Source organism: Micromonospora sp. NPDC005171 (assembly GCF_040608575.1).
Lineage (GTDB): Bacteria > Actinomycetota > Actinomycetes > Mycobacteriales > Micromonosporaceae > Micromonospora.
The window spans coordinates 223,788-242,755 of record NZ_JBEXIM010000004.1 but is presented as its reverse complement, the minus strand read 5'-3'; the positions used below and the strand labels follow the sequence as shown (position 1 = coordinate 242,755).

The window sequence follows — 18,968 nt, the reverse complement described above, 5'->3', positions numbered from 1 at the left end:
GCGGAAGGGCCCCTGGACGAGGGGCCCTTCTGCGAAGGACTGAGTCAGACGGTGATCCGGCCGGCGCCGGCACCCGCCGTCACGATGGACTTGACGTTGCTCGCGGTGTCCAGCTGGTACGAGTACGGGATGCTGGCCACGCTGCCGCCGGCCTGGCCGGTGGGCGAGTTGACGAAGTGGTTGTTGCGGGCGACCAGGCTGCCCGGCCCCGAGTCCCCCTCACCGAGGTGGTACGGGTCGTCGACGTCTTCGAAGTAGTTGCCCTCGACGAGCACCCCGGCGTTCTCGGTGGACGCGACGCCGTAGCCGCCGTTGGCCCGGTAGTAGTTGTTGTACACGTGCACCGGGTTGCCGAAGCGCACCCGGGGGTTGCGCTGGTTGCTGCCGTCGAACCAGTTGTGGTGGTAGCTCACCCGCAGGTGACCGACGTCCTGGCTGGCGTTGTCGTCGCTGTGGCCGAGCAGCATCGTCTTGTCGTGGCTGAAGACCCGGTTCCAGGAGACGGTGACGAAGTCCGAGCCGCGCTTGATGTCGACGGCGCCGTCGTACCCGTTGCTGAAGCTGTTGTGGTCGATCCAGATGTTCGTGGCCGACTCCTGCACGTTTATCGCGTCGTCGTTCCAGTTGCGGAAGGTCAGGTTGCGGATGATCACGTTGCGGTCACCGCTGATGTTGAACCCGCAGCCGACGATTGTCGCCCCGTAGTTGCCGATGATGGTCTTGTTGGAGCGGACCCGCAGCATGCCCGAGCAGGTGATGGTCCCGGTCACCCGGATCACCGCGGCGCCGGTGGCGTTCAGTGCGCTGGTCAGGCCCGAAGCATTGCTAACGGTGGTCGTGCCGGCGTTGCCGCCGCCGGTGGTGCCGCCGTTCTGGGTGGCCCACCCGACCAGTGTCGACGGCGGTTGGGTGCTGGGCGGGGGAGTGCTCGACGGCGGCGGGGTGGTCGGCGGCGGGGTGGTGGGTGCGGTACTGCCGGTGCAGGCGACGTTGTTCAGGCTGAAGCTGCTCGGAGCCGGGTTGCTGGAGTTGTTCCAGCTCGCGTTGAAGCCGAAGGTGGCGCTGCCGTTGGTCGACAGGTTGCCGTTGTAGTCGACGTTCGTCGCGGAGACCTGGCCGCCGCTCTGCGAGGCGGTGGCACCCCACGCCTGGCTGACCTGCTGACCGGCCCCGTACGACCAACGCAGCGTCCATCCGGAGACCGGGTCGCCGAGGTTGGTGACGGTGACGTTGCCGGTGAATCCGCCCGGCCACTGGCTGGCGACCGAGTAGGCCACCTGGCATCCGGCGGCCGCCTGGGCGGACACGGAGGTCAGCAGCCCGGCGGTGACCAGTGTGGCGGTGGCTGCGGCGGTGGTGGCGATCAGCGTCATTCGACGCCGTCCTGTGCGCATGCTGCTTCCTTTCGATGAGGCGGACGGAGGTGTCGCGACGCCCATGCCCGTGGGCGGCGAGTCTCGGCCGGGACCAGTGGTCCTCGGGCCCGCCAGTGCAGGTTCGTGAAGGAAAGCGGCTCCCGCGCTCGCGCCCACCGAGGAAGAGGCAAGCGCTTTCCCGATGAAAGCATAGAAGAGCATTGATGTAAATGGCCGGGACGGCCGATGCGGTGCGCACCGGCCGTCCCGGCAGCGGCGCACCGGCCGTCCCGACAGCTCAGCAGCTGGTGCCGCTGAGTTTCACAGTGCCCGGCGCGCTGGCCGTGCCGTTGGCGGTGAAGCCCACGGTGACCGAGCCGCCCGCCGGCAGGGACGGCGCGTGGCTCGGAGCGGCCGCGGTGACCGTCGTGCCGGACTGCGTGACCGTGGCGTTCCAGCCACTGCCCAACGTCACCCCGGACGGCCAACTCCAGGTGACCGACCACGGGTTCACCGCGCCCGAGCCGGTGTTCTTCACTGTCAACTCACCCTGGAAGCCGCCCTGCCAGGCGTTGACCTGCCGGTAGGTGGCCGTGCAGGCGCCGGTCGGGGGATCCGTCGGCCCGCCCGTCGGGCCACCGGTCGGCCCGCCCGTGCCGCCCGACGGCGCGATCAGGTACGGCTGCAGGATCGCCTGCTTGGCGGTGTTGATGTTGGTCCAGTCGTCCAACGCGATACCACCGGTGTCACCCGAGTTCGGGTTCCACGACCAGTAGGTGAAGGACATCCCGGTCACCCCGGTCCCGGTGTACGCCATCAGCTTCTCCAGCCACACCTTGTCCTTCGGGTCGACCAGCGTGCTGCCGAACTCGCCCATCATGATCGGTGCGATGTTCTGCTTGTAGAGGTAACCGAAGTACTTGTCCCAGATGGCCGGCATGTTCGCCGGGTAGTCCGGGGCGTCGAACCAGGTCTGCCGGTACACCGAGGTGGCGTACTCGTGCGGCGAGTAGACCAGCCGGTTCGCCACGTTCAGCCGGACCGGGAACTGGCCCGCCTTCGACAGATTGCCACCCCACCAACCGCAGTCCTCGTCGTTGCTCGGGTCGTTGTCCCAGACGTTGGAGAGGCCACCGCTCGGGCAGCTCACCCCCTCCACGAAGATCAACCAGTTGGGCTGGACACCGAGGATGGCATTCCCGGCCCGCTCGGCGGCGAGCCGCCAGTCCCGGGTGGTGTCGCCACAGCCCCAGCACGCCCCGGTGGCCGCCGGGTTGGTGCCCTCCGCGTGCGGCTCGTTGTGCAGGTCGGCGCCGATCACCGTGGGGTTGCCCGCGTACCGCTGGGCGAGCATCTTCCAGTCGTTGATCCAGGTCGCCTCGGAGACTGTCGACGTGTACCAGAGCGGGGACTGCCCAGCCGCCGTCGGCCGGTGCCGGTCCAGGATGATCCGCATGCCCTTGCTGCCGGCGTAGTCGATCACCTTGTCCAGGATCTGCAACGGCGACAACCCGATCAGGTCCGGGTTGACGAAGTCGTTGATCCCACTGGCTGTCGCGCCCGGCTTCAGCGCGTCGTTCGAGTACGGCACCCGCAACGTGTTGTAACCCAGCCGTGCCATCGTGTCGAGCTGTCCCCGCCACGGGTTGCTCGACCACAGCCCGTGGAAGGTCTTGTTGTCGGTCTCCATGCCGAACCAGTTGATCCCGGTCAGCCGGACCGTGGCACCGGTGCTGTCCACTATCTGGTTGCCGCTGGTATGCAGATAACCGGTACCGGTGCCAGCGGCAACGGCCGGGCTGGTGCTGACGGCGGCGGCGAGGAACACGCCGGCCGCGACGGTGACGAGCGCGGTGAGCGCGCCGCCGAGAGCTTTGGGACGGAACATTCGAGCTCCACTTCGGAGGCCCGGCGTCATCGGTTGACGACGCCGGCAGGCGGCCGTCCGCACGTCACGGCCCCTCAGGGGTATGCGGACAGTGCGCGACGGCCCATGTCACGCGGACGTGGTCACTCGCGGAAGCTCACCGGCGACCCTCGACGGCGGATGTTTCCGCCCTCGTCGCCCTCGTGCCGGTGGCCCTACCTGGCTCCGTCGCTCATTCTGATCAGCTCGCGTCGATGCGTCAACCTGCTCCGCCGTCCCAGCCCACGCCGCCCGCGCCCGCGCCGCTCGCGCCCGCGCCCGCCGTCCGCCCGCCGTTCGCCCGCCGTCCGCGCCCGCCGCCCTTTGCGCCGCGCGCCCCTCTGCATGATCGCGCTGGAACATGGATGTAGTGGCATCCCGGCGCTTCGTGGCCACTACATCCAGGATCCAGCGTGACCTTGACGGCCGCAGGCGCCAAACACCCGTCCCGGTCATTCGAGGACATGAGGGTGGACACGCGGAAGCCCTCGGTCCCGTGAGGGACCGGGGGCTCCGGGCGTTGTCAGCTCAGCCGGCCTGCTCGGCGAGCTGGAGGAACTGCCGCTTGGAGGCGAGGGCCTGCTCGGCCTCCTTGATCCGGCGTGCGTCCCCGGCGCTCTGCGCCCGGGCCAGCCGGTCCTCGGCTTCCGCGACCTGCGCCCGCATCTGGGCGAGCAGCGGGTTGTCCTCCTTGGTGGTGCGGCGCCACGCCGAGTCCATCACGTCACGGACCTTGTCGTCGATGACGCGCAGTCGGCGCTCCAGCCCGGCGGCTGCCTCGCGGGGCACCCGGCCGGCCTCGTGCCACTGGGCCTGGATCTCCCGCAGTTTGGCCTGGGCGCCCTTCGGGTCGGCGTCGATGTCCAACGCCTCGGCCTCGGCGAGCAGGGCCTGCTTGCGCTCCAGGTTGCCGCGCTGCTCGTTGTCCCGTGCGGAGAAAACCTCGCTACGCCGGCTGAAGAAGGCGTCCTGCGCACCCCGGAACCGTTCCCAGAGCTTCTGCTCGGCCTCCTTGGAGGCGCGCGGCGCGGCCTTCCACTGGGTCATCAGGTCCTTGAGCTGGTTGGCGGTCGCGGCCCAGTCGGTGGAGTCCTGGAGCTTCTCCGCCTCGGCGACCAGCTCCTCCTTGACGGTCTGCGCCTGCTTGCGCTGCGAGTCAAGGGAGGCGAAGTGGGCGCCACGGCGGCGGGTGAAGCCGTCCCGGGCGGCGGCGAACCGCTTCCACAGCTCGCCGTCGGCCTTCTTGTCGACCCCGCGGATGGTCTTCCACTCGTCGAGGATCTCCTTGAGCCGGTCCCCGGCGGTCTTCCACCCGGTGGATTCGGCGGCCAGCTTCTCGGCCTCCTCGACCAGGGCGGTCTTGCGGGCCAGGGCCTCACCGCGTGCGGCGTCCCGGGCGGCGCGTGCCTCGCCGGCCTTCTCCTCGGCGAGGGTCGCCAGCTTGTCCAGGCGTGCGGCCAGCGCGTCGATGTCGCCGACCACGTTGGCCTCGGGCAGCGTGGTGCGGATCCGCCGGATCGTGCTCAACGAGTGGCCGGCGTCCGCCGCACCCGACTTGAGTCGTGCCTCGGTCAGGTCCACCTCGGTCACCAGGTCGGCGAAGCGACGTGCGAAGTGTGCAAGGCCCTCCTCCGGTGCTCCCGCCTGCCAGGATCCGACCACCCGCTCCCCCTCGGTGGTCTTGACGTACACGGTGCCGTCCGCGTCCACCCGTCCGAAGGCAGTCCAGTCGCTCATGTGCCCATCCTCGTTCTCCCGGCGTCGAGGGATCGATCCCCCGTCGCCGCCACGGCGCAGCCAAGTTGCTTCCGGCATTGTCACAGGTCCGACCCGGTCCGCGTCGAGCGCCTATCGCCGACCGTGACCATACGGTGTCCTAGAGGCCGAATGACCGGATCGGCTCGGAGACGCACCGGGGATTCCCGCTACGGTGAACGGGTGCCACTGGTCGCCGCCGCCGTCTGCCCGCATCCGCCCCTGCTCGTGCCCGAGGTGGCCGGCTCCGCGGCCCCGGAGTTGGACGATCTGCGGGCGGCCTGTGACACCGCCGTACGCCGGCTGTTGGCCGCCGACCCGGACGTCCTGCTGCTGCTGGGCACCGGGCCGGTGACCGGCCCGATCCGTCCCCCGGCGACTGGTTCCCTCCAGCCCTGGGGTGTCGACCTGGACGTGCCGCTGGTGCCCGGCCAGCCGGACCGGGGCGCGGTGCTGCCGTTGAGCCTGACCATCGGCGCGTGGCTGCTGACCCGCCACGACACCCGACCGCCGGTGACCGCCGTGCAGGTGGCCGCCGACGCCGGCCCGGCCGAGCTGGCCGCACTCGCCGGCGAGGTCGACGCCGCCGGTGACCGGGTGGCGGCGTTGGTGCTCGGCGACGGGTCGGCCTGCCGGGGAGAGAAGGCACCCGGGTACGACGACGCGCGCGCCCTCCCGTACGACCAGGGGGTTGCCGCGGCGCTGGCCGACGCGGACCTGGACGCCCTGCTCGACCTCGACCCGATGGTGTCGACGGAGCTGAAGGCGGCCGGTCGCGCCCCCTGGCAGGTGCTCGCCGGCGCGGCCCGCGCGGCCGGTGGTGGGTGGCGCGGCGAGTTGCTGCACGACTCCGCCCCCTACGGGGTGGCCTATTTCGTGGCGTCCTGGGAGCGGATGTGACAAGCGACGGGGTCGGCACTGTCGTCGCGGTGGTCGGCCCGACCGCGGCCGGCAAGTCGGCGCTGAGCATCGCGTTGGCGCACGCCCTCGACGGGGAGGTGGTCAACGCCGACTCGATGCAGCTCTACCGGGGCATGGACATCGGCACCGCCAAGCTGACCGCCGCCGAGCGGGACGGGGTGCCGCATCACCTGTTGGACATCTGGGAGGTCACCGAGCCGGCGAGCGTCGCGGAGTACCAGCGGCTGGCCCGCGCGGCGGTGGACGACATCCTGTCCCGGGGGCGGGTGCCGCTGCTGGTCGGTGGTTCCGGGTTGTACGTGCGTGCGGTGCTGGAGCGCTTCGAGTTTCCCGGCACCGACGCGGCGCTGCGGGAGCGGCTGGAACGGGAGTTGGCCGAGGTTGGTCCGGCCCCGCTGTACGCGCGGCTGCGCGCCGCCGACCCGGTCGCTGCCGAGGGCATCCTGCCCGGCAACGGTCGGCGGATCGTGCGGGCGCTGGAGGTGATCGAGCTCACCGGCGCGCCGTTCGCGGCCTCGTTGCCGCAGCCCACGCCGTACTACCCGTCGGTGCAGCTCGGCGTCGACCTGGACACCGGCGTGCTGGACGAGCGGATCGCGTTGCGGGTCGACCGGATGTGGGCTGACGGTCTGGTGCGGGAGACCCGTGAGCTGGTCGGGCGCGGCCTGCCCGAGGGGCGGACGGCGAGCCGGGCGCTGGGCTACCAGCAGGTGCTGCGCCTGCTCGCCGGTGAGCTGACCGAGGCGCAGGCGCACGACGAGACGGTCCGGGCCACCCGGCGCTTCGTCCGCCGGCAGCGGTCCTGGTTCCGGCGCGACCCGCGGATCCACTGGCTGGACTCGACCACCCCGGACCTGATCGGGGCCGCCCTGCGCCTGGTGCCGGCCGCTGCGCGATGATGGGGGAGTGGAGTTCACCAAGGGCCACGGCACCGGCAACGACTTCGTCCTCCTTCCCGACCCGGACGGTCAGCTCGAGCTGACCCCGGAGCTGGTCGCGGCGCTCTGCGACAGGCGTCGGGGCATCGGCGCGGACGGCGTACTGCGGGTGGTCCGCGCGGCCAAGCATCCGGAGGGTGCCGGGCTGGCCGGCGAGGCCGAGTGGTTCATGGACTACTGGAACGCCGACGGTTCGTTCGCCGAGATGTGCGGCAACGGCGCCCGGGTCTTCGTGCGCTACCTGCTCGACACCGGGTTGGCCACGCCCGCCGGCGCGGCGCTGCCGGTGGCCACCCGGGCCGGCGTCGTGCGCGCGCTGGTCGAGGGCGACGCCGTCTCCGTCGAGATGCGCCGACCCCAGGTGTACGACAGCTCCGCCGCCACCCTGGGTGGGCTGACCCTGACCGGCGCGGTGGTGGACGTCGGCAACCCGCACCTGGTCTGCGTCCTGCCGGCCGGCGTGGAGCTGAACGCGCTGGACCTGACCGTCGCGCCCGGGTTCGACCCGACGGTCTTCCCGAGCGGGGTGAACGTGGAGTTCATCGTGGCGGGCGACCCGGTCGACGGCACCGACGAGCACACCCTGATGCGGGTGTACGAGCGTGGCAGCGCCGAGACCCTGTCCTGCGGCACGGGCGCCTGCGCGGTGGGTGCGGTGGCGCTGCGCGATGCTGGCCGGGACACCGGCGTGGTAGCCGTGGACGTCCCCGGCGGCCGCCTCACGGTCACGGTCACCGAGAACTCCTGCTGGCTGTCCGGCCCAGCCGTCCTGGTCGCCACCGGCGAGGTAAACCTCCCCACCTGACCCTCCCACCCCGTGGGTGCACCGCGTCGATCATGAAGTTATTGCCGGCCAGCTCGGCGTGTCGTGGCAGTAACTTCATGATCGACGGAGGGGGAGGGGGCGCGGGCCCGGCGGTTGGCCGTTACGGGGTTGCGCTGGCGTTGGCCGCGATCTCGGGGAGATCGGTGGGGCCGGGGTCGGCGGCCGGGAGCGGGCTCGGGTTGTTCGCGGCGGCGCGGACGGCGGCGGCGACCGCCGGGGCGACCCGGGAGTCGAAGACGCTCGGCACGATCACCGTCGGGTTGATCTTGTCTTCGCCGACCACGTCGGCGATGGCCCGGGCGGCCGCGATGGCCATCTCCTCGGTGAACTCCTCGGCGTGCGCGTCCAGCATGCCGCGGAACACCCCGGGAAAGGCGAGCACGTTGTTGATCTGGTTCGGCTGGTCGGAGCGGCCGGTGGCGACCACTGCGGCGTGCTTGCGCGCCTCCCGCGGGTCGACCTCCGGGTCCGGGTTGGCCAGCGCGAAGACGATCGAGTCCTTGGCCATCTGGGCGATGTCGTCGCCGGTGAGCAGGTTCGGCGCGCTCACCCCGATGAACACGTCGGCACCCCGGATCGCACCGGGCAGGTCGCCCGAGTAGTTCTCCTTGTTGGTGTTGTCCGCCAGCCACTGCCACGCCGAGTTGAGCCCGGTCAGCCCACGGTGCAGGGCACCCTCCCGGTCGTACGCGATGATGTCGCCGACGCCCTGGCGCAGCAGCAGCTTCATGATCGCGGTGCCGGCGGCGCCGGCACCGGAGACGACCACCCGGACGTCCTCGAGCCGCTTGCCCACCACCCGCAGCGCGTTTGTCAGCGCGGCCAGCACGCAGATCGCGGTGCCGTGCTGGTCGTCGTGGAAGACCGGGATGTCCAGCGCCTCGCGCAGCCGGGCCTCGATCTCGAAGCAGCGCGGCGCGGCGATGTCCTCCAGGTTGATGCCGCCGTAGGCCGGCGCGATCGCCTTGACGATCTGCACGATCTCGTCGGTGTCCTGGGTGTCCAGCACCACCGGCCAGGCGTCCACCCCGCCGAAGCGCTTGAACAGGGCGGCCTTGCCCTCCATCACCGGCAGCGACGCGGCGGGGCCGAGGTTGCCCAGGCCGAGCACCGCCGAGCCGTCACTGACCACCGCGACGGTGTTGCGCTTGATGGTCAGTCGCCGGGCGTCGGCCGGGTTCTCGGCGATCGCCATGCAGACCCGGGCCACCCCCGGGGTGTACGCGCGCGACAGCTCGTCGCGGTTGCGCAGCGCGACCTTCGAGGTCACCTCGATCTTGCCGCCCAGGTGCAGCAGGAACGTCCGGTCCGACACCTTGCGCACGTCCACGCCGTCCAGCGCGGTCAGCGCGTCGACGACCTGGTCGGCGTGACCGGCGTCGGCGGTGTCGCAGGTGAGGTCGACGATCACGTGGGTCGGGTCCGAGTCCACCACGTCCAGCGCCGTGACGATCGCCCCGGCCTCGCCGACGGACGTGGTGAGCCGGCCGATCGAGGATGCGTCCGCGGTCACGGCGATCCGGATGGTGATCGAAAATCCGGCGCTGGGCAGTCGGGTGATGGCCACGGGATCCCTCCGTAACGGCTGTGCGGCCGTTCGGCCGCCGTCCGCATTTCTACCGGGTTGTCGCGGCCGACCAGCATTCGCCCCCACTTTTGGCGACCTTCACCATGGGCATATAGCAGGTGCGTTCGGCGTTGTGTCATGTCAGGATTACGTTCTACTTATCAAAACGGACAGGAGAACCGCTTGCGAGACCAGGAGAGCTTTGTCCCCGTCGAGGACGAGCTCGACGACGTCACCACCGGCGAGATGGAGCTGTCGGAGCGGCAGTCCCTCCGACGCGTCCCGGGCCTGTCAACCGAGCTCACCGACGTCACCGAGGTGGAATACCGCCAGCTGCGGCTGGAGCGGGTCGTCCTGGTGGGCGTCTGGACCGACGGCACGGTCACCGACGCGGAAAACTCGCTGACCGAGCTCGCCGCGCTGGCCGAGACCGCCGGTTCGCAGGTGCTCGAAGGGCTCATCCAGCGTCGTACCCGACCCGACCCGGCCACGTACATCGGCCGCGGCAAGGTCGACGACCTCGGCGCGGTGGTGCTGTCCACCGGCGCCGACACGGTCATCTGTGACGGTGAGCTGTCCCCGTCGCAGCTGCGCAACCTGGAGCAGCGCACCAAGGTCAAGGTCGTCGACCGCACGGCGCTGATCCTCGACATCTTCGCCCAGCACGCCAAGAGCAAGGAAGGTAAGGCTCAGGTCGAGCTGGCCCAGCTCGAATACCTGCTGCCTCGCCTTCGCGGTTGGGGTGAGACGCTCTCCCGGCAGACCGGTGGTTCCGGCCGGGGCGGTGGCGCCGGCGGCGGTGTGGGTGTTCGTGGTCCCGGTGAGACCAAGCTGGAGACCGACCGGCGGCGCATCCGGCACCGCATCTCCCGGCTGCGTCGCGAGATCAAGAGCATGCGCACGGTACGCGTGACCAAGCGTGCCCGACGCACCCGCAACTCCGTGCCTGCCGTGGCGATCGCCGGCTACACCAACGCCGGCAAGTCCAGCCTGCTCAACCGCCTGACCGGCGCGGGCGTGCTGGTGGAGAACGCGCTGTTCGCCACGCTGGACCCGACGACCCGCAAGGCCACCGCCTCGGACGGGCGGCTCTACACCCTCTCCGACACGGTCGGCTTCGTCCGGCACCTGCCGCACCAGATCGTCGAGGCGTTCCGCTCGACGCTGGAGGAGGTCGCGGAGGCGGATCTGGTGGTGCACGTCGTCGACGGCACCCACCCGGATCCGGAGGAGCAGGTCCGGGCGGTGCACGAGGTGCTCGCCGAGGTGGGCGCGGACCGGCTGCCCGAGCTGTTGGTGGTCAACAAGACCGACGCGGCCGACGAGGACACTCTGCTGCGGCTCAAGCGGCTCTGGCCCGACGCGATCTTCGTGTCCGCGTACTCCGGGCGGGGCATGGACGAGCTGCGTGCGGCGATCGAGGAGCGGCTGCCGAGCCCGGCCGTTGAGGTCCGGGCCGTGCTGCCGTACGACCGGGGCGACCTGGTCGCTCGGGCGCACCGCACGGGTGAGGTGCTCAGCACGTCGCACCTGCCGGAGGGCACCCTCCTGCACGTCCGGGTCGGCGCGGAACTCGCGGCGGAGCTGGCGGCGTTCGACGTGCAGCGGCAGGGGCAGGCGGCCGGCAGCCGGTCCTGAGCGGACCCGGCGTCATCCACCGGAAACGCGCGGCATGCGACACTGGCCGAATGCGCCGCGTTGTTTCCTCGGTCACGGTTGCCCTCGGCCTGTTCGGGGCAACCGTGGCGCTTGCCGGAGTCGCCGCAGCGGCTCCCGCCCCCGGGTCGTCGGGGCCGCCCGCCGCCAACCCCGGCCAGAAGCGATGCACGATCACCGACGAACGCCTACGGGAGCTGTCCGGGCTGGTCGCCACCAAGAGTGGCTTCATCGTCATCAACGACGGCACCGAGATCCCGGCGCGCAAGCGGGTCTTCTTCCTCGACAGCAAGTGCAAGATCTCGAAGGAGCCGGTCCGCTACTCGGGGCAGGGCCCGTTCGACACCGAGGATCTCGCCCTGTCCAAGGACGGCAGCACCCTCTGGATCGCCGACACCGGTGACAACCCCGACTCGAAGGAGCGCCGCAGTCGCGTCGCGCTCTGGTCGATGCCGGTCACCGGCGCCAAGCAGCCGACGCTGCATCGGCTCTCCTACCCCGAGGCCAAACCGCACGACGCCGAGGCGCTACTCATCGGCGACGACGGAAAACCGCTGATCATCACCAAGGTGACCAGCGGCAAGGCCGAGATCTACACGCCGTCGGCGGCCCTGAAGAGCGGCGACACCGACCCGGTGCCGATGCGTAAGGCCGGCGAGTTCACGCTGCCGAAGACGCAGACGGAGAACACTCTCAACACGTTCGGCCGGATCGCCATCACCGGCGCGTCCCGGGCACCGGACGGCTCCCGGGTGGTCCTGCGCACCTACGCGGACGCCTTCGAGTTCAACGTGACCGGTGGCGACATCGTGGGTGCGCTCTCCACCGGCAAGCCGCGGGTGACGCCGTTGGCCGATCCATTCGGCGAGGCCATCAGCTACACCGCGGATGGGAAGTCGTTCCTCACCGTCTCCGACGCGGGCCGTTTCACCGAAGATGAGCCGCTCGACATCCTCAGCTACACCCCGTCCAGTTCGACAGCCGCGCCATTGGGTCCGGAGGAGGGCGGCAAACCGGCTGCGTCGAAATCCTGGACCGACGGGCTGAGCCTCGACGACATCACGTACCTGGTGGGGGCGGTCGGGCTGATCGGTCTGCTGTTGGTCGCCGCTGGCATCTTCGGCATCGTCCGCGCCCGCCGTCGGCCGCCGACCGCTGACCCGTCCGACACGTCGGACCCGGATGACGAGCCGTTCGGCCCGCGCGCGGGCCGTGCCGTCGACGGGTTCCCGGCCGACGACGACCGCAGGGGTGGTGTGTACGGGGGCGGCGCGCCGGCCGGCGGTGCGGTCTACGGCGGTGGTGCGGGTCGCGGCGGCCCGGCCCCGGCGGGTGGTGCCGTGTACGGCGGTGGCGGCCGGCCGGCCTCAGCTGACGGTGGCTACGGCGCGCCACGACCGGACGCAGGCGGTGCTGGTGTATACGGCGGCGGTGGACGTCCCCCGGCAGGTGGCGGTGGTCGTCCCCCGGCCAGTGGCGGCGGTCGTCCCCCGGCAGGTGGTGGTCGTCCGCCGGCTGGTGGCGGTGGCCGTCCGCAGGGTGGTAGCGGTGGTCGTCCCCCGGCTGGTGGCCGTCCTGGCGGTGGCGTCTACGGCGCCGACGGCGGCGGTCAGTCCGGTCGTGCGGAGCCGCCCCGGCGCGGTGGGCAGGAGCCCGACTACCGGGGTCAGCGGCCCGGCAGACGACGTGACGACGACGCGCCTGTCGACCCGTACGGGCAGTATCCCGGGGGCGGTCGCGGTCACCGCGGCGACCGTTACTGATCGGCGCTGAAGGCGTTCGATCGTGACGAGCGGTGCGGGTGAGCGCTGTCGCACTCACCCGCCGATCGGTCAGATCCGGCGTAGCACCGCCACGACCCGGCCCATGATGGTGGCGTCATCACCGGGGATCGGGTCGAAGGCCGGGTTCTGGGGCATCAGCCAGACGTGCCCGTCGCGCCGCCGGTAGGTCTTCACTGTCGCCTCGCCGTCGAGCATGGCGGCCACGATCTCGCCGGAGTCGGCGGTCGGCTGCTGCCGGACGACCACCCAGTCGCCGTCGCAGATCGCCGCGTCGAGCATCGAGTCGCCCTTGACCTGGAGCATGAAGACCTCGCCCTCACCCACCAGCTCGCGGGGGAGCGGAAAAATGTCCTCCACGGCCTGCTCGGCGAGGATCGGCCCACCGGCGGCGATCCGACCGAGCATCGGCACGTACGCCGGGGTGGGTCGCTGTGCCCTCGACAGCTCGTCGTCGATCGCCTCGCTGGGGGCGCGGACGTCCACCGCGCGCGGCCGGTTCGGGTCGCGGCGCAGGAAGCCCTTCTTCTCCAACTCCTTGAGCTGGTAGGCGACGCTGGACGGCGACACCAGGCCGACCGCCTCGCCGATCTCCCGAACGCTCGGCGGGTAGCCGTGCCGTTCCACCCAGTTGCGGATGAACTCCAGGATGCGGCGCTGGCGGGCGGTCAGGTCGACAGTCGCCGGGTCGGGGAAGGCGCTGACCACCGGGGTGACCTGGCGCACGGCGGGCTGGCCCGTCCGGCTGCGCGCGGCGCTGCGGCGTCGGGTGGCCGGGAGGCCCGCCTCGGTGATCTGCTGCGGGCTCTTCGGCCGGCTGGCCCGGTCCTCGGTCACGTCCGTCCTCCCTGGTCGGCGCTGGGTGCCTCGTCGGCTCGTGGTGCGTGCGGTGGTGCCACGTTGTTCATGACCGTATAGGTGAGATCAGTCATTTTCAAACATCTGTACGACCTCTCACCGGCGTGTCGGGGTGAAAAAGCGCTCCTGTCGTACGGATGTTCTGATAAATGGTACGTCAGGTAGCACTGGTGTTCGATCCTCGCCCGTTTTCCGGTCGGGTCCGGCTGGCTGACCGGTAACCGGGGCGGGGTCGTGACGTTGGGTCTTCGGGCGTTGTGCCGGGGCGTGGATGACCGGATGGTGCGTGACGCGCCGGACACGCCGGCCAACTTGACCCGGCTTCCCCGGCGACATACGGTCGACCCCTAGATGTAGTAGTGACACGGGCGTAAGTTGCCTACAGGTTGGGTCTGACTACCGACCGCACTCCCGTAACGTCGATCACGGCGGGCGTCATCCGAGGATGGCACCGGCGCGGTGGAGCGTGCGCGGGGGTGTTCCGGTGCTCGCAATTGATCATTTTTAGGAGGTGGGCGATGCGGTGTCCGTACTGCCGGCACGCTGACTCCCGGGTGGTCGACTCGCGGGAGGCCGACGACGGTCAGCTCATCCGACGGCGGCGGTCCTGCCCGGAGTGCGGTAAGCGGTTCACCACCGTCGAGGAGGCGGTGCTCGCGGTCGTCAAGCGCAGCGGGGTGACCGAGCCGTTCAGTCGCACGAAGATCATCGGCGGGGTGCGTAAGGCGTGCCAGGGCCGGCCGGTGGACGACGACTCACTCGCGCTGCTCGCGCAGCGGGTGGAGGAGACGGTCCGGGCCAAGGGGGCCGCCGAGATTCCCAGCCACGACGTGGGCCTGGCGATCCTGGGTCCGCTACGCGACCTGGACGAGATCGCCTACCTGCGGTTCGCCAGCGTCTACCGCTCTTTCGACTCGCTCGCCGACTTCGAGCGCGAGATCGAGACGTTGCGGGCCGCGGCGCGAGCCCGGGAGCAGGGCCGGGCCGATGCGGTTGAGGCCGCCGGCCGTACCAGCTGAGTCTTCACAGTTTTTCGAGAGATTGGGACGCGCGGTGGGTGACCGCGCAGACGAGGGGGGCGACGGCGTGACAACTAGCCGTTCACGAAACAAGGCAGGCGCGGGGCTGAAGATCGAGCGGGTGTGGACGACCGAGGGGGTCCACCCGTACGACGAGGTCTCCTGGGAGCGCCGGGACGTCGTCATGACGAACTGGCGGGACGGCTCGATCAACTTCGAGCAGCGTGGGGTGGAGTTCCCGGAGTCGTGGAGCGTCAACGCGGCCAACATCGTCACCACCAAGTACTTCCGGGGAGCGGTGGGGACCCCGGAGCGGGAGTGGTCGCTCAAGCAGCTGATCGACCGGGTGGTCACCACCTACCGCACCGCGGGTGAGGAGTACGGCTACTTCGCCAGCCCGGCCGACGCCGAGGTGTTCGCGCACGAGCTGACCTGGATGCTGCTGCACCAGGTGTTCAGCTTCAACTCGCCGGTCTGGTTCAACGTCGGCACGCCGTCGCCGCAGCAGGTCAGCGCCTGCTTCATCCTGGCCGTCGACGACTCGATGGACTCGATCCTCGACTGGTACAAGGAGGAGGGGCTGATCTTCAAGGGCGGCTCCGGCTCCGGGGTCAACCTGTCACGCATCCGCTCGTCCCGTGAGCTGCTCTCCTCCGGTGGCACCGCCTCCGGCCCGGTCAGCTTCATGCGCGGCGCGGACGCCTCGGCCGGCACCATCAAGTCCGGTGGCGCGACCCGCCGGGCGGCCAAGATGGTCATCCTCGACGTGGACCACCCGGACATCGAGGAGTTCGTGGTCACGAAGGCGCGCGAGGAGGACAAGATCCGCGCGCTGCGTGACGCCGGGTTCGACATGGACCTCGGTGGCTCCGACATCGTCAGCGTGCAGTACCAGAACGCCAACAACTCGGTCCGCGTCTCCGACGAGTTCATGTCGGCGGTGGAGAACGGTAAGGGCTTCGACCTGCGCGGTCGGCTGGACGGCTCGGTGATCGACACCGTCGACGCCAAGAAGCTGTTCCGCACCATCTCCCAGGCCGCCTGGGAGTGCGCCGACCCGGGCCTGCAGTACGACGACACGATCAACGACTGGCACACCTGCCCGGAGACCGGGCGGATCACCGCGTCGAACCCGTGCTCGGAGTACCTGCACCTGGACAACTCCTCGTGCAACCTGGCCTCGCTCAACCTGATGAAGTTCCTCCGCGCCGACGGTGGCTTCGAGGTGGAGAAGTTCGTCAAGTCCGTCGAGTTCGTCATCACCGCGATGGACATCTCCATCTGCTTCGCGGACTTCCCGACCGAGAAGATCGGTGAGACCTCCCGCGCCTACCGGCAGCTCGGCATCGGCTACGCCAACCTGGGCGCCCTGCTGATGGCCACCGGCCTGCCGTACGACTCGGACCAGGGCCGCTCGGTCGCCGCGTCGATCACGTCGCTGATGACCGGCACCGCCTACCGCCGCTCGGCCGAGCTGGCCGGCGTCGTCGGCCCGTACGACGGCTACGCCCGCAACGCGGAGCCGCACAAGCGGGTCATGCGCAAGCACGCCGCGGCCAACGACGAGATCAAGCCGACCAGCCCGGTGGCCACCGCGATCGTCCGCGAGGCGACCAAGCAGTGGACCCAGGGCAACAAGATCGGCGACAAGTTCGGTTGGCGCAACGCACAGGCGAGCGTCCTCGCCCCGACCGGCACGATCGGCTTCATGATGGACTGCGACACGACCGGCGTCGAGCCGGACCTGGCGCTTGTCAAGTTCAAGAAGCTGGTCGGCGGCGGCTCGATGCAGATCGTCAACCAGACGGTTCCGCGTGCCCTGCGTAGTCTCGGCTACCCCGAGGAGCAGGTCGAGGCGATCGTCGAGCACATCGCCGACCACGGCCACGTGGTGGACGCCCCCGGCCTCAAGCCGGAGCACTACCCGGTCTTCGACTGCGCCATGGGGGAGCGGACGATCGCCCCGATGGGTCACGTGCGGATGATGGCGGCCATCCAGCCGTTCGTCTCCGGCGCCATCTCCAAGACGGTCAACATGCCGGAGGCGGCCACCGTCGAGGATGTCGAGAAGATCTACTTCGAGGGCTGGAAGCTCGGCCTCAAGGCGCTGGCGATCTACCGGGACAACTGCAAGGTCGGCCAGCCGCTCTCGGTGGCCAAGTCGAACAAGGCCACCGAGCCGGCCGCCGTCGAGACCGCACCGGCCGCGCCGGCCGCGGTCGAGAAGGTCATCGAGTACCGGCCGGTGCGCAAGCGCCTGCCGAAGAAGCGCCCGTCCGAGACGGTCAGCTTCTCCGTCGGTGGCGCCGAGGGTTACCTGACCGCATCGTCCTACCCGGACGACGGCCTCGGTGAGGTCTTCCTGAAGATGTCCAAGCAGGGCTCGACCCTGGCCGGCGTGATGGACGCCTTCTCGGTGGCCATCAGCATCGGCCTGCAGTACGGCGTGCCGCTGGAGACGTTCGTCAGCAAGTTCACCAACATGCGCTTCGAGCCGGCCGGCATGACCGACGACCCGGACGTGCGGATGGCGGCCTCGGTGATGGACTACATCTTCCGTCGCCTGGCGCTGGACTTCCTGCCCTACGAGCGCCGCGCCGAGTTGGGCATCTTCACCGCCTCGGAGCGGGCCGCGCAGCTGCGGGCCGAAGCCGACGCGGAGGCCGCCGGCGTCACCGGCGCCGAGCTCACCGCGATGGCGTCGTCCGCGCCGGTGGAGACCCCAGCCAAGCCGGAGGCTGTGGCCCAGCCGGCACAGGAGATGGCCGACGTGGCCGCCGCCAAGCCGGCTCCGAGCGTGGGTTCCAGCACCGAACTGCTGGAGGCCGTGATCGGCAAGGCCGCCGACGCGCCGCTCTGCTTCACCTGCGGTACGAAGATGCGCCCGGCCGGTAGCTGCTACGTCTGCGAGGGCTGCGGCTCCACCAGCGGCTGCAGCTGACGTACGCGAAACGCGGCGCTGCCCCGGCTTCCCTCGTGGGAGTCGGGGCAGCGCCGTTTCCAGATGCTCGCGGACTCGCGAGGAAATATGTGCCTGTTGGCGATATGCCCCAGAGGTATATATATGACTTCGAGGCATGCGGCCTTCGATTGTTGGCCCCGGCCGTTCCGCACAGTCTGTCTTCTAGCCGACATAGATCAGGGATGATGCCGTGGGGACAGTCTGAGATCATGCCGGGATGACGGAGCCGCCGACGCCCCGCAGGAAGATCCACCCAGCCGTCGTGGTGGCGTGCATAGCGCTCACGACCTGGATCTTGCTGGCGGTTTGCATGGGCGAGAATTCTCTCGACCGGGCCGACAAGGCCGCGAGCGTCATCGGCATGTTGCTTGCACTCGGGACGTTCACCGGGGCGTTGGTTGAGCAGCAGCGCAGGTCGTCCGCCCAAGGTGACGAAGGCTCCCAGCTCCACGTCTCGTTCTTCAAGCGGCCAAGCGTATTGGCTGGCCTCGCCGTGATGGCCGTGGGCCTACTGATCGTTGTCGCGGCGGGACTCTTTGCGAACGGGGGGCCGACGTCGACGGGGCCGAAGGCTCAAGATGAGCGCACTTTGCCAGATCAGTCCCCTTCTGCGAGCGAGTCTCCGTCGGCGAGCGTGTCTCCATCAGCGAGTTCTTCGGCGGGGAGCGCGGAACCGTGTGCCTCCCCGGCCGGGATCGCACCCACGCCCAGCGGCACTGGTGCCGTCGATGTCGTACGTCACGACGGCGTCCTGGTCATCTCGGAGGGCTACTACGCGGATCTAGATTCTCTGTGCCCTGATTGGAACGTGACAGACGTGCTCAGCACGAAGCAGGACCTCGGCAACAATGGCGAAGCTGTCGTCCGGAGTCTGAACGCTGGCACCCAGATCGCGGTGGTCGAGAGTTCCGCAGCAGCGACCTTTGGTATGTGTTCCGCCAATACCGATTATGTCCCAGATGGCGCCGTACCGTTCAAAGAATTGAAGGTGGGCGCGCGTTACTGTGTGCTCACTGACGCCGGCAGAAGAAGCCTTTTGACAGTCAAGCGGCTGCGTCGTGACGGTGGTCGCACCACGGTCCACCTGGACGTTCGCACCTGGGCCGAGAAGCGTCCCAGCGAGGAGACCAATTATTGGCCCTGGGTGATCGGCGGCGCCATCATCTTGATGCTGATTTCTGGGGGAGCTAAGAGTGCCGCAGGCAAGAATGATGACGAGGAAGTCGCCGGGAGTGGAAGAGCCTGAGGTGCCGACTACCGGATACTACGAACCGTACCCAGGCGCCTCTCGTGAAGTGACGGGCCGACCTGCTGGGATTCTTGCTATCGGGCACCGCAGCGACAACTCGCACCAGTGGATCGTCTGGGCGAGATGGTGCGCCACCGCCACCGCCAGCGCCAGCAGCTGGAGGAGATCTCAAAGC

General features: G+C 69.8%; 13 protein-coding genes. 8 read left to right on the top strand and 5 right to left on the bottom strand.

Annotated elements, in window-relative coordinates:
- Positions 1 to 44: 44 nt before the first annotated feature.
- The 3 genes from ABZU74_RS09440 to ABZU74_RS09430 all read right to left on the bottom strand — a co-directional run bounded on the left by ABZU74_RS09440 (position 45) and on the right by ABZU74_RS09430 (position 4,998).
- Positions 45 to 1,394 carry a cellulose binding domain-containing protein gene (locus ABZU74_RS09440; protein WP_355420302.1) on the bottom strand — a complete coding sequence of 450 codons (1,350 nt, stop codon included), beginning with the start codon at positions 1,392 to 1,394 and terminating at the stop codon, positions 45 to 47.
- A gap of 259 nt (positions 1,395 to 1,653) precedes the next feature.
- Positions 1,654 to 3,243: a cellulase family glycosylhydrolase gene (locus ABZU74_RS09435; RefSeq protein WP_355420299.1), complete on the bottom strand. Its 1,590-nt coding sequence runs from the start codon at positions 3,241 to 3,243 to the stop codon at positions 1,654 to 1,656.
- Between the two features lie 546 nt (positions 3,244 to 3,789).
- Positions 3,790 to 4,998 (bottom strand): DUF349 domain-containing protein, encoded by a 1,209-nt coding sequence (locus ABZU74_RS09430; protein WP_355420295.1) that lies wholly within the window; start codon positions 4,996 to 4,998, stop codon positions 3,790 to 3,792.
- A gap of 150 nt (positions 4,999 to 5,148) precedes the next feature.
- Between ABZU74_RS09430 and ABZU74_RS09425 the strand changes: the two genes are divergently transcribed.
- Genes ABZU74_RS09425 through dapF form a run of 3 tightly spaced genes read left to right on the top strand, consistent with a single transcriptional unit; the run spans position 5,149 to position 7,680 of the window.
- On the top strand, positions 5,149 to 5,916 hold the full coding sequence (locus ABZU74_RS09425) for a hypothetical protein (RefSeq protein ID WP_355420292.1): 768 nt from the start codon (positions 5,149 to 5,151) through the stop codon (positions 5,914 to 5,916).
- Positions 5,913 to 6,836, top strand: a complete 924-nt coding sequence (gene miaA / locus ABZU74_RS09420; protein WP_355420289.1) for a tRNA (adenosine(37)-N6)-dimethylallyltransferase MiaA — start codon at positions 5,913 to 5,915, stop codon at positions 6,834 to 6,836. The genes ABZU74_RS09425 and miaA overlap by 4 nt, the downstream gene beginning before the upstream one ends.
- Before the next feature lie 7 nt (positions 6,837 to 6,843).
- Complete coding sequence (gene dapF / locus ABZU74_RS09415) at positions 6,844 to 7,680, top strand: diaminopimelate epimerase (RefSeq protein ID WP_355420286.1); 837 nt, start codon at positions 6,844 to 6,846, stop codon at positions 7,678 to 7,680.
- Between the two features lie 121 nt (positions 7,681 to 7,801).
- On the opposite strand, the gene ABZU74_RS09410 is transcribed toward dapF, so the two are convergent.
- On the bottom strand, positions 7,802 to 9,268 hold the full coding sequence (locus tag ABZU74_RS09410) for an NAD-dependent malic enzyme (RefSeq protein ID WP_355420283.1): 1,467 nt from the start codon (positions 9,266 to 9,268) through the stop codon (positions 7,802 to 7,804).
- A gap of 183 nt (positions 9,269 to 9,451) precedes the next feature.
- Between ABZU74_RS09410 and hflX the strand changes: the two genes are divergently transcribed.
- Together hflX and ABZU74_RS09400 are read left to right on the top strand one after the other, a co-directional pair.
- Positions 9,452 to 10,906 (top strand): GTPase HflX, encoded by a 1,455-nt coding sequence (gene hflX, locus ABZU74_RS09405; protein WP_355420280.1) that lies wholly within the window; start codon positions 9,452 to 9,454, stop codon positions 10,904 to 10,906.
- 50 nt (positions 10,907 to 10,956) lie between these two features.
- Positions 10,957 to 12,687 (top strand): hypothetical protein, encoded by a 1,731-nt coding sequence (locus ABZU74_RS09400; protein WP_355420277.1) that lies wholly within the window; start codon positions 10,957 to 10,959, stop codon positions 12,685 to 12,687.
- Between the two features lie 69 nt (positions 12,688 to 12,756).
- Here ABZU74_RS09400 and lexA read toward each other — a convergent pair whose 3' ends face one another.
- Positions 12,757 to 13,542 (bottom strand): transcriptional repressor LexA, encoded by a 786-nt coding sequence (lexA, locus tag ABZU74_RS09395; protein ID WP_355420274.1) that lies wholly within the window; start codon positions 13,540 to 13,542, stop codon positions 12,757 to 12,759.
- Between the two features lie 539 nt (positions 13,543 to 14,081).
- On the opposite strand from lexA, the gene nrdR reads away from it, so the two are divergent.
- The 3 genes from nrdR (at position 14,082) to ABZU74_RS09380 (ending at position 18,790) form a co-directional block, all read left to right on the top strand.
- Complete coding sequence (gene nrdR / locus ABZU74_RS09390) at positions 14,082 to 14,582, top strand: transcriptional regulator NrdR (RefSeq protein ID WP_091400542.1); 501 nt, start codon at positions 14,082 to 14,084, stop codon at positions 14,580 to 14,582.
- Between the two features lie 34 nt (positions 14,583 to 14,616).
- Positions 14,617 to 17,523, top strand: coding sequence for a vitamin B12-dependent ribonucleotide reductase (locus ABZU74_RS09385; RefSeq protein ID WP_355420270.1), 2,907 nt, complete (start codon positions 14,617 to 14,619; stop codon positions 17,521 to 17,523).
- Positions 17,524 to 17,761: 238 nt separating this feature from the next.
- Positions 17,762 to 18,790, top strand: a complete 1,029-nt coding sequence (locus ABZU74_RS09380) for a hypothetical protein (protein WP_355420267.1) — start codon at positions 17,762 to 17,764, stop codon at positions 18,788 to 18,790.
- Positions 18,791 to 18,968: the final 178 nt, after the last annotated feature.

What these genes read in the sequence shown, in the direction of transcription:
- ABZU74_RS09440 (WP_355420302.1), bottom strand. Translation starts at nt 1,394, where the DNA reads ATGCGCACAGGACGGCGTCGAATGACGCTGATCGCCACCACCGCCGCA.
- ABZU74_RS09435 (WP_355420299.1), bottom strand. Translation starts at nt 3,243, where the DNA reads ATGTTCCGTCCCAAAGCTCTCGGCGGCGCGCTCACCGCGCTCGTCACC.
- ABZU74_RS09430 (WP_355420295.1), bottom strand. Translation starts at nt 4,998, where the DNA reads ATGAGCGACTGGACTGCCTTCGGACGGGTGGACGCGGACGGCACCGTG.
- ABZU74_RS09425 (WP_355420292.1), top strand. Translation starts at nt 5,149, where the DNA reads ATGACCGGATCGGCTCGGAGACGCACCGGGGATTCCCGCTACGGTGAA.
- ABZU74_RS09400 (WP_355420277.1), top strand. Translation starts at nt 10,957, where the DNA reads ATGCGCCGCGTTGTTTCCTCGGTCACGGTTGCCCTCGGCCTGTTCGGG.
- nrdR (WP_091400542.1), top strand. Translation starts at nt 14,082, where the DNA reads ATGCGGTGTCCGTACTGCCGGCACGCTGACTCCCGGGTGGTCGACTCG.
- ABZU74_RS09380 (WP_355420267.1), top strand. Translation starts at nt 17,762, where the DNA reads ATGACGGAGCCGCCGACGCCCCGCAGGAAGATCCACCCAGCCGTCGTG.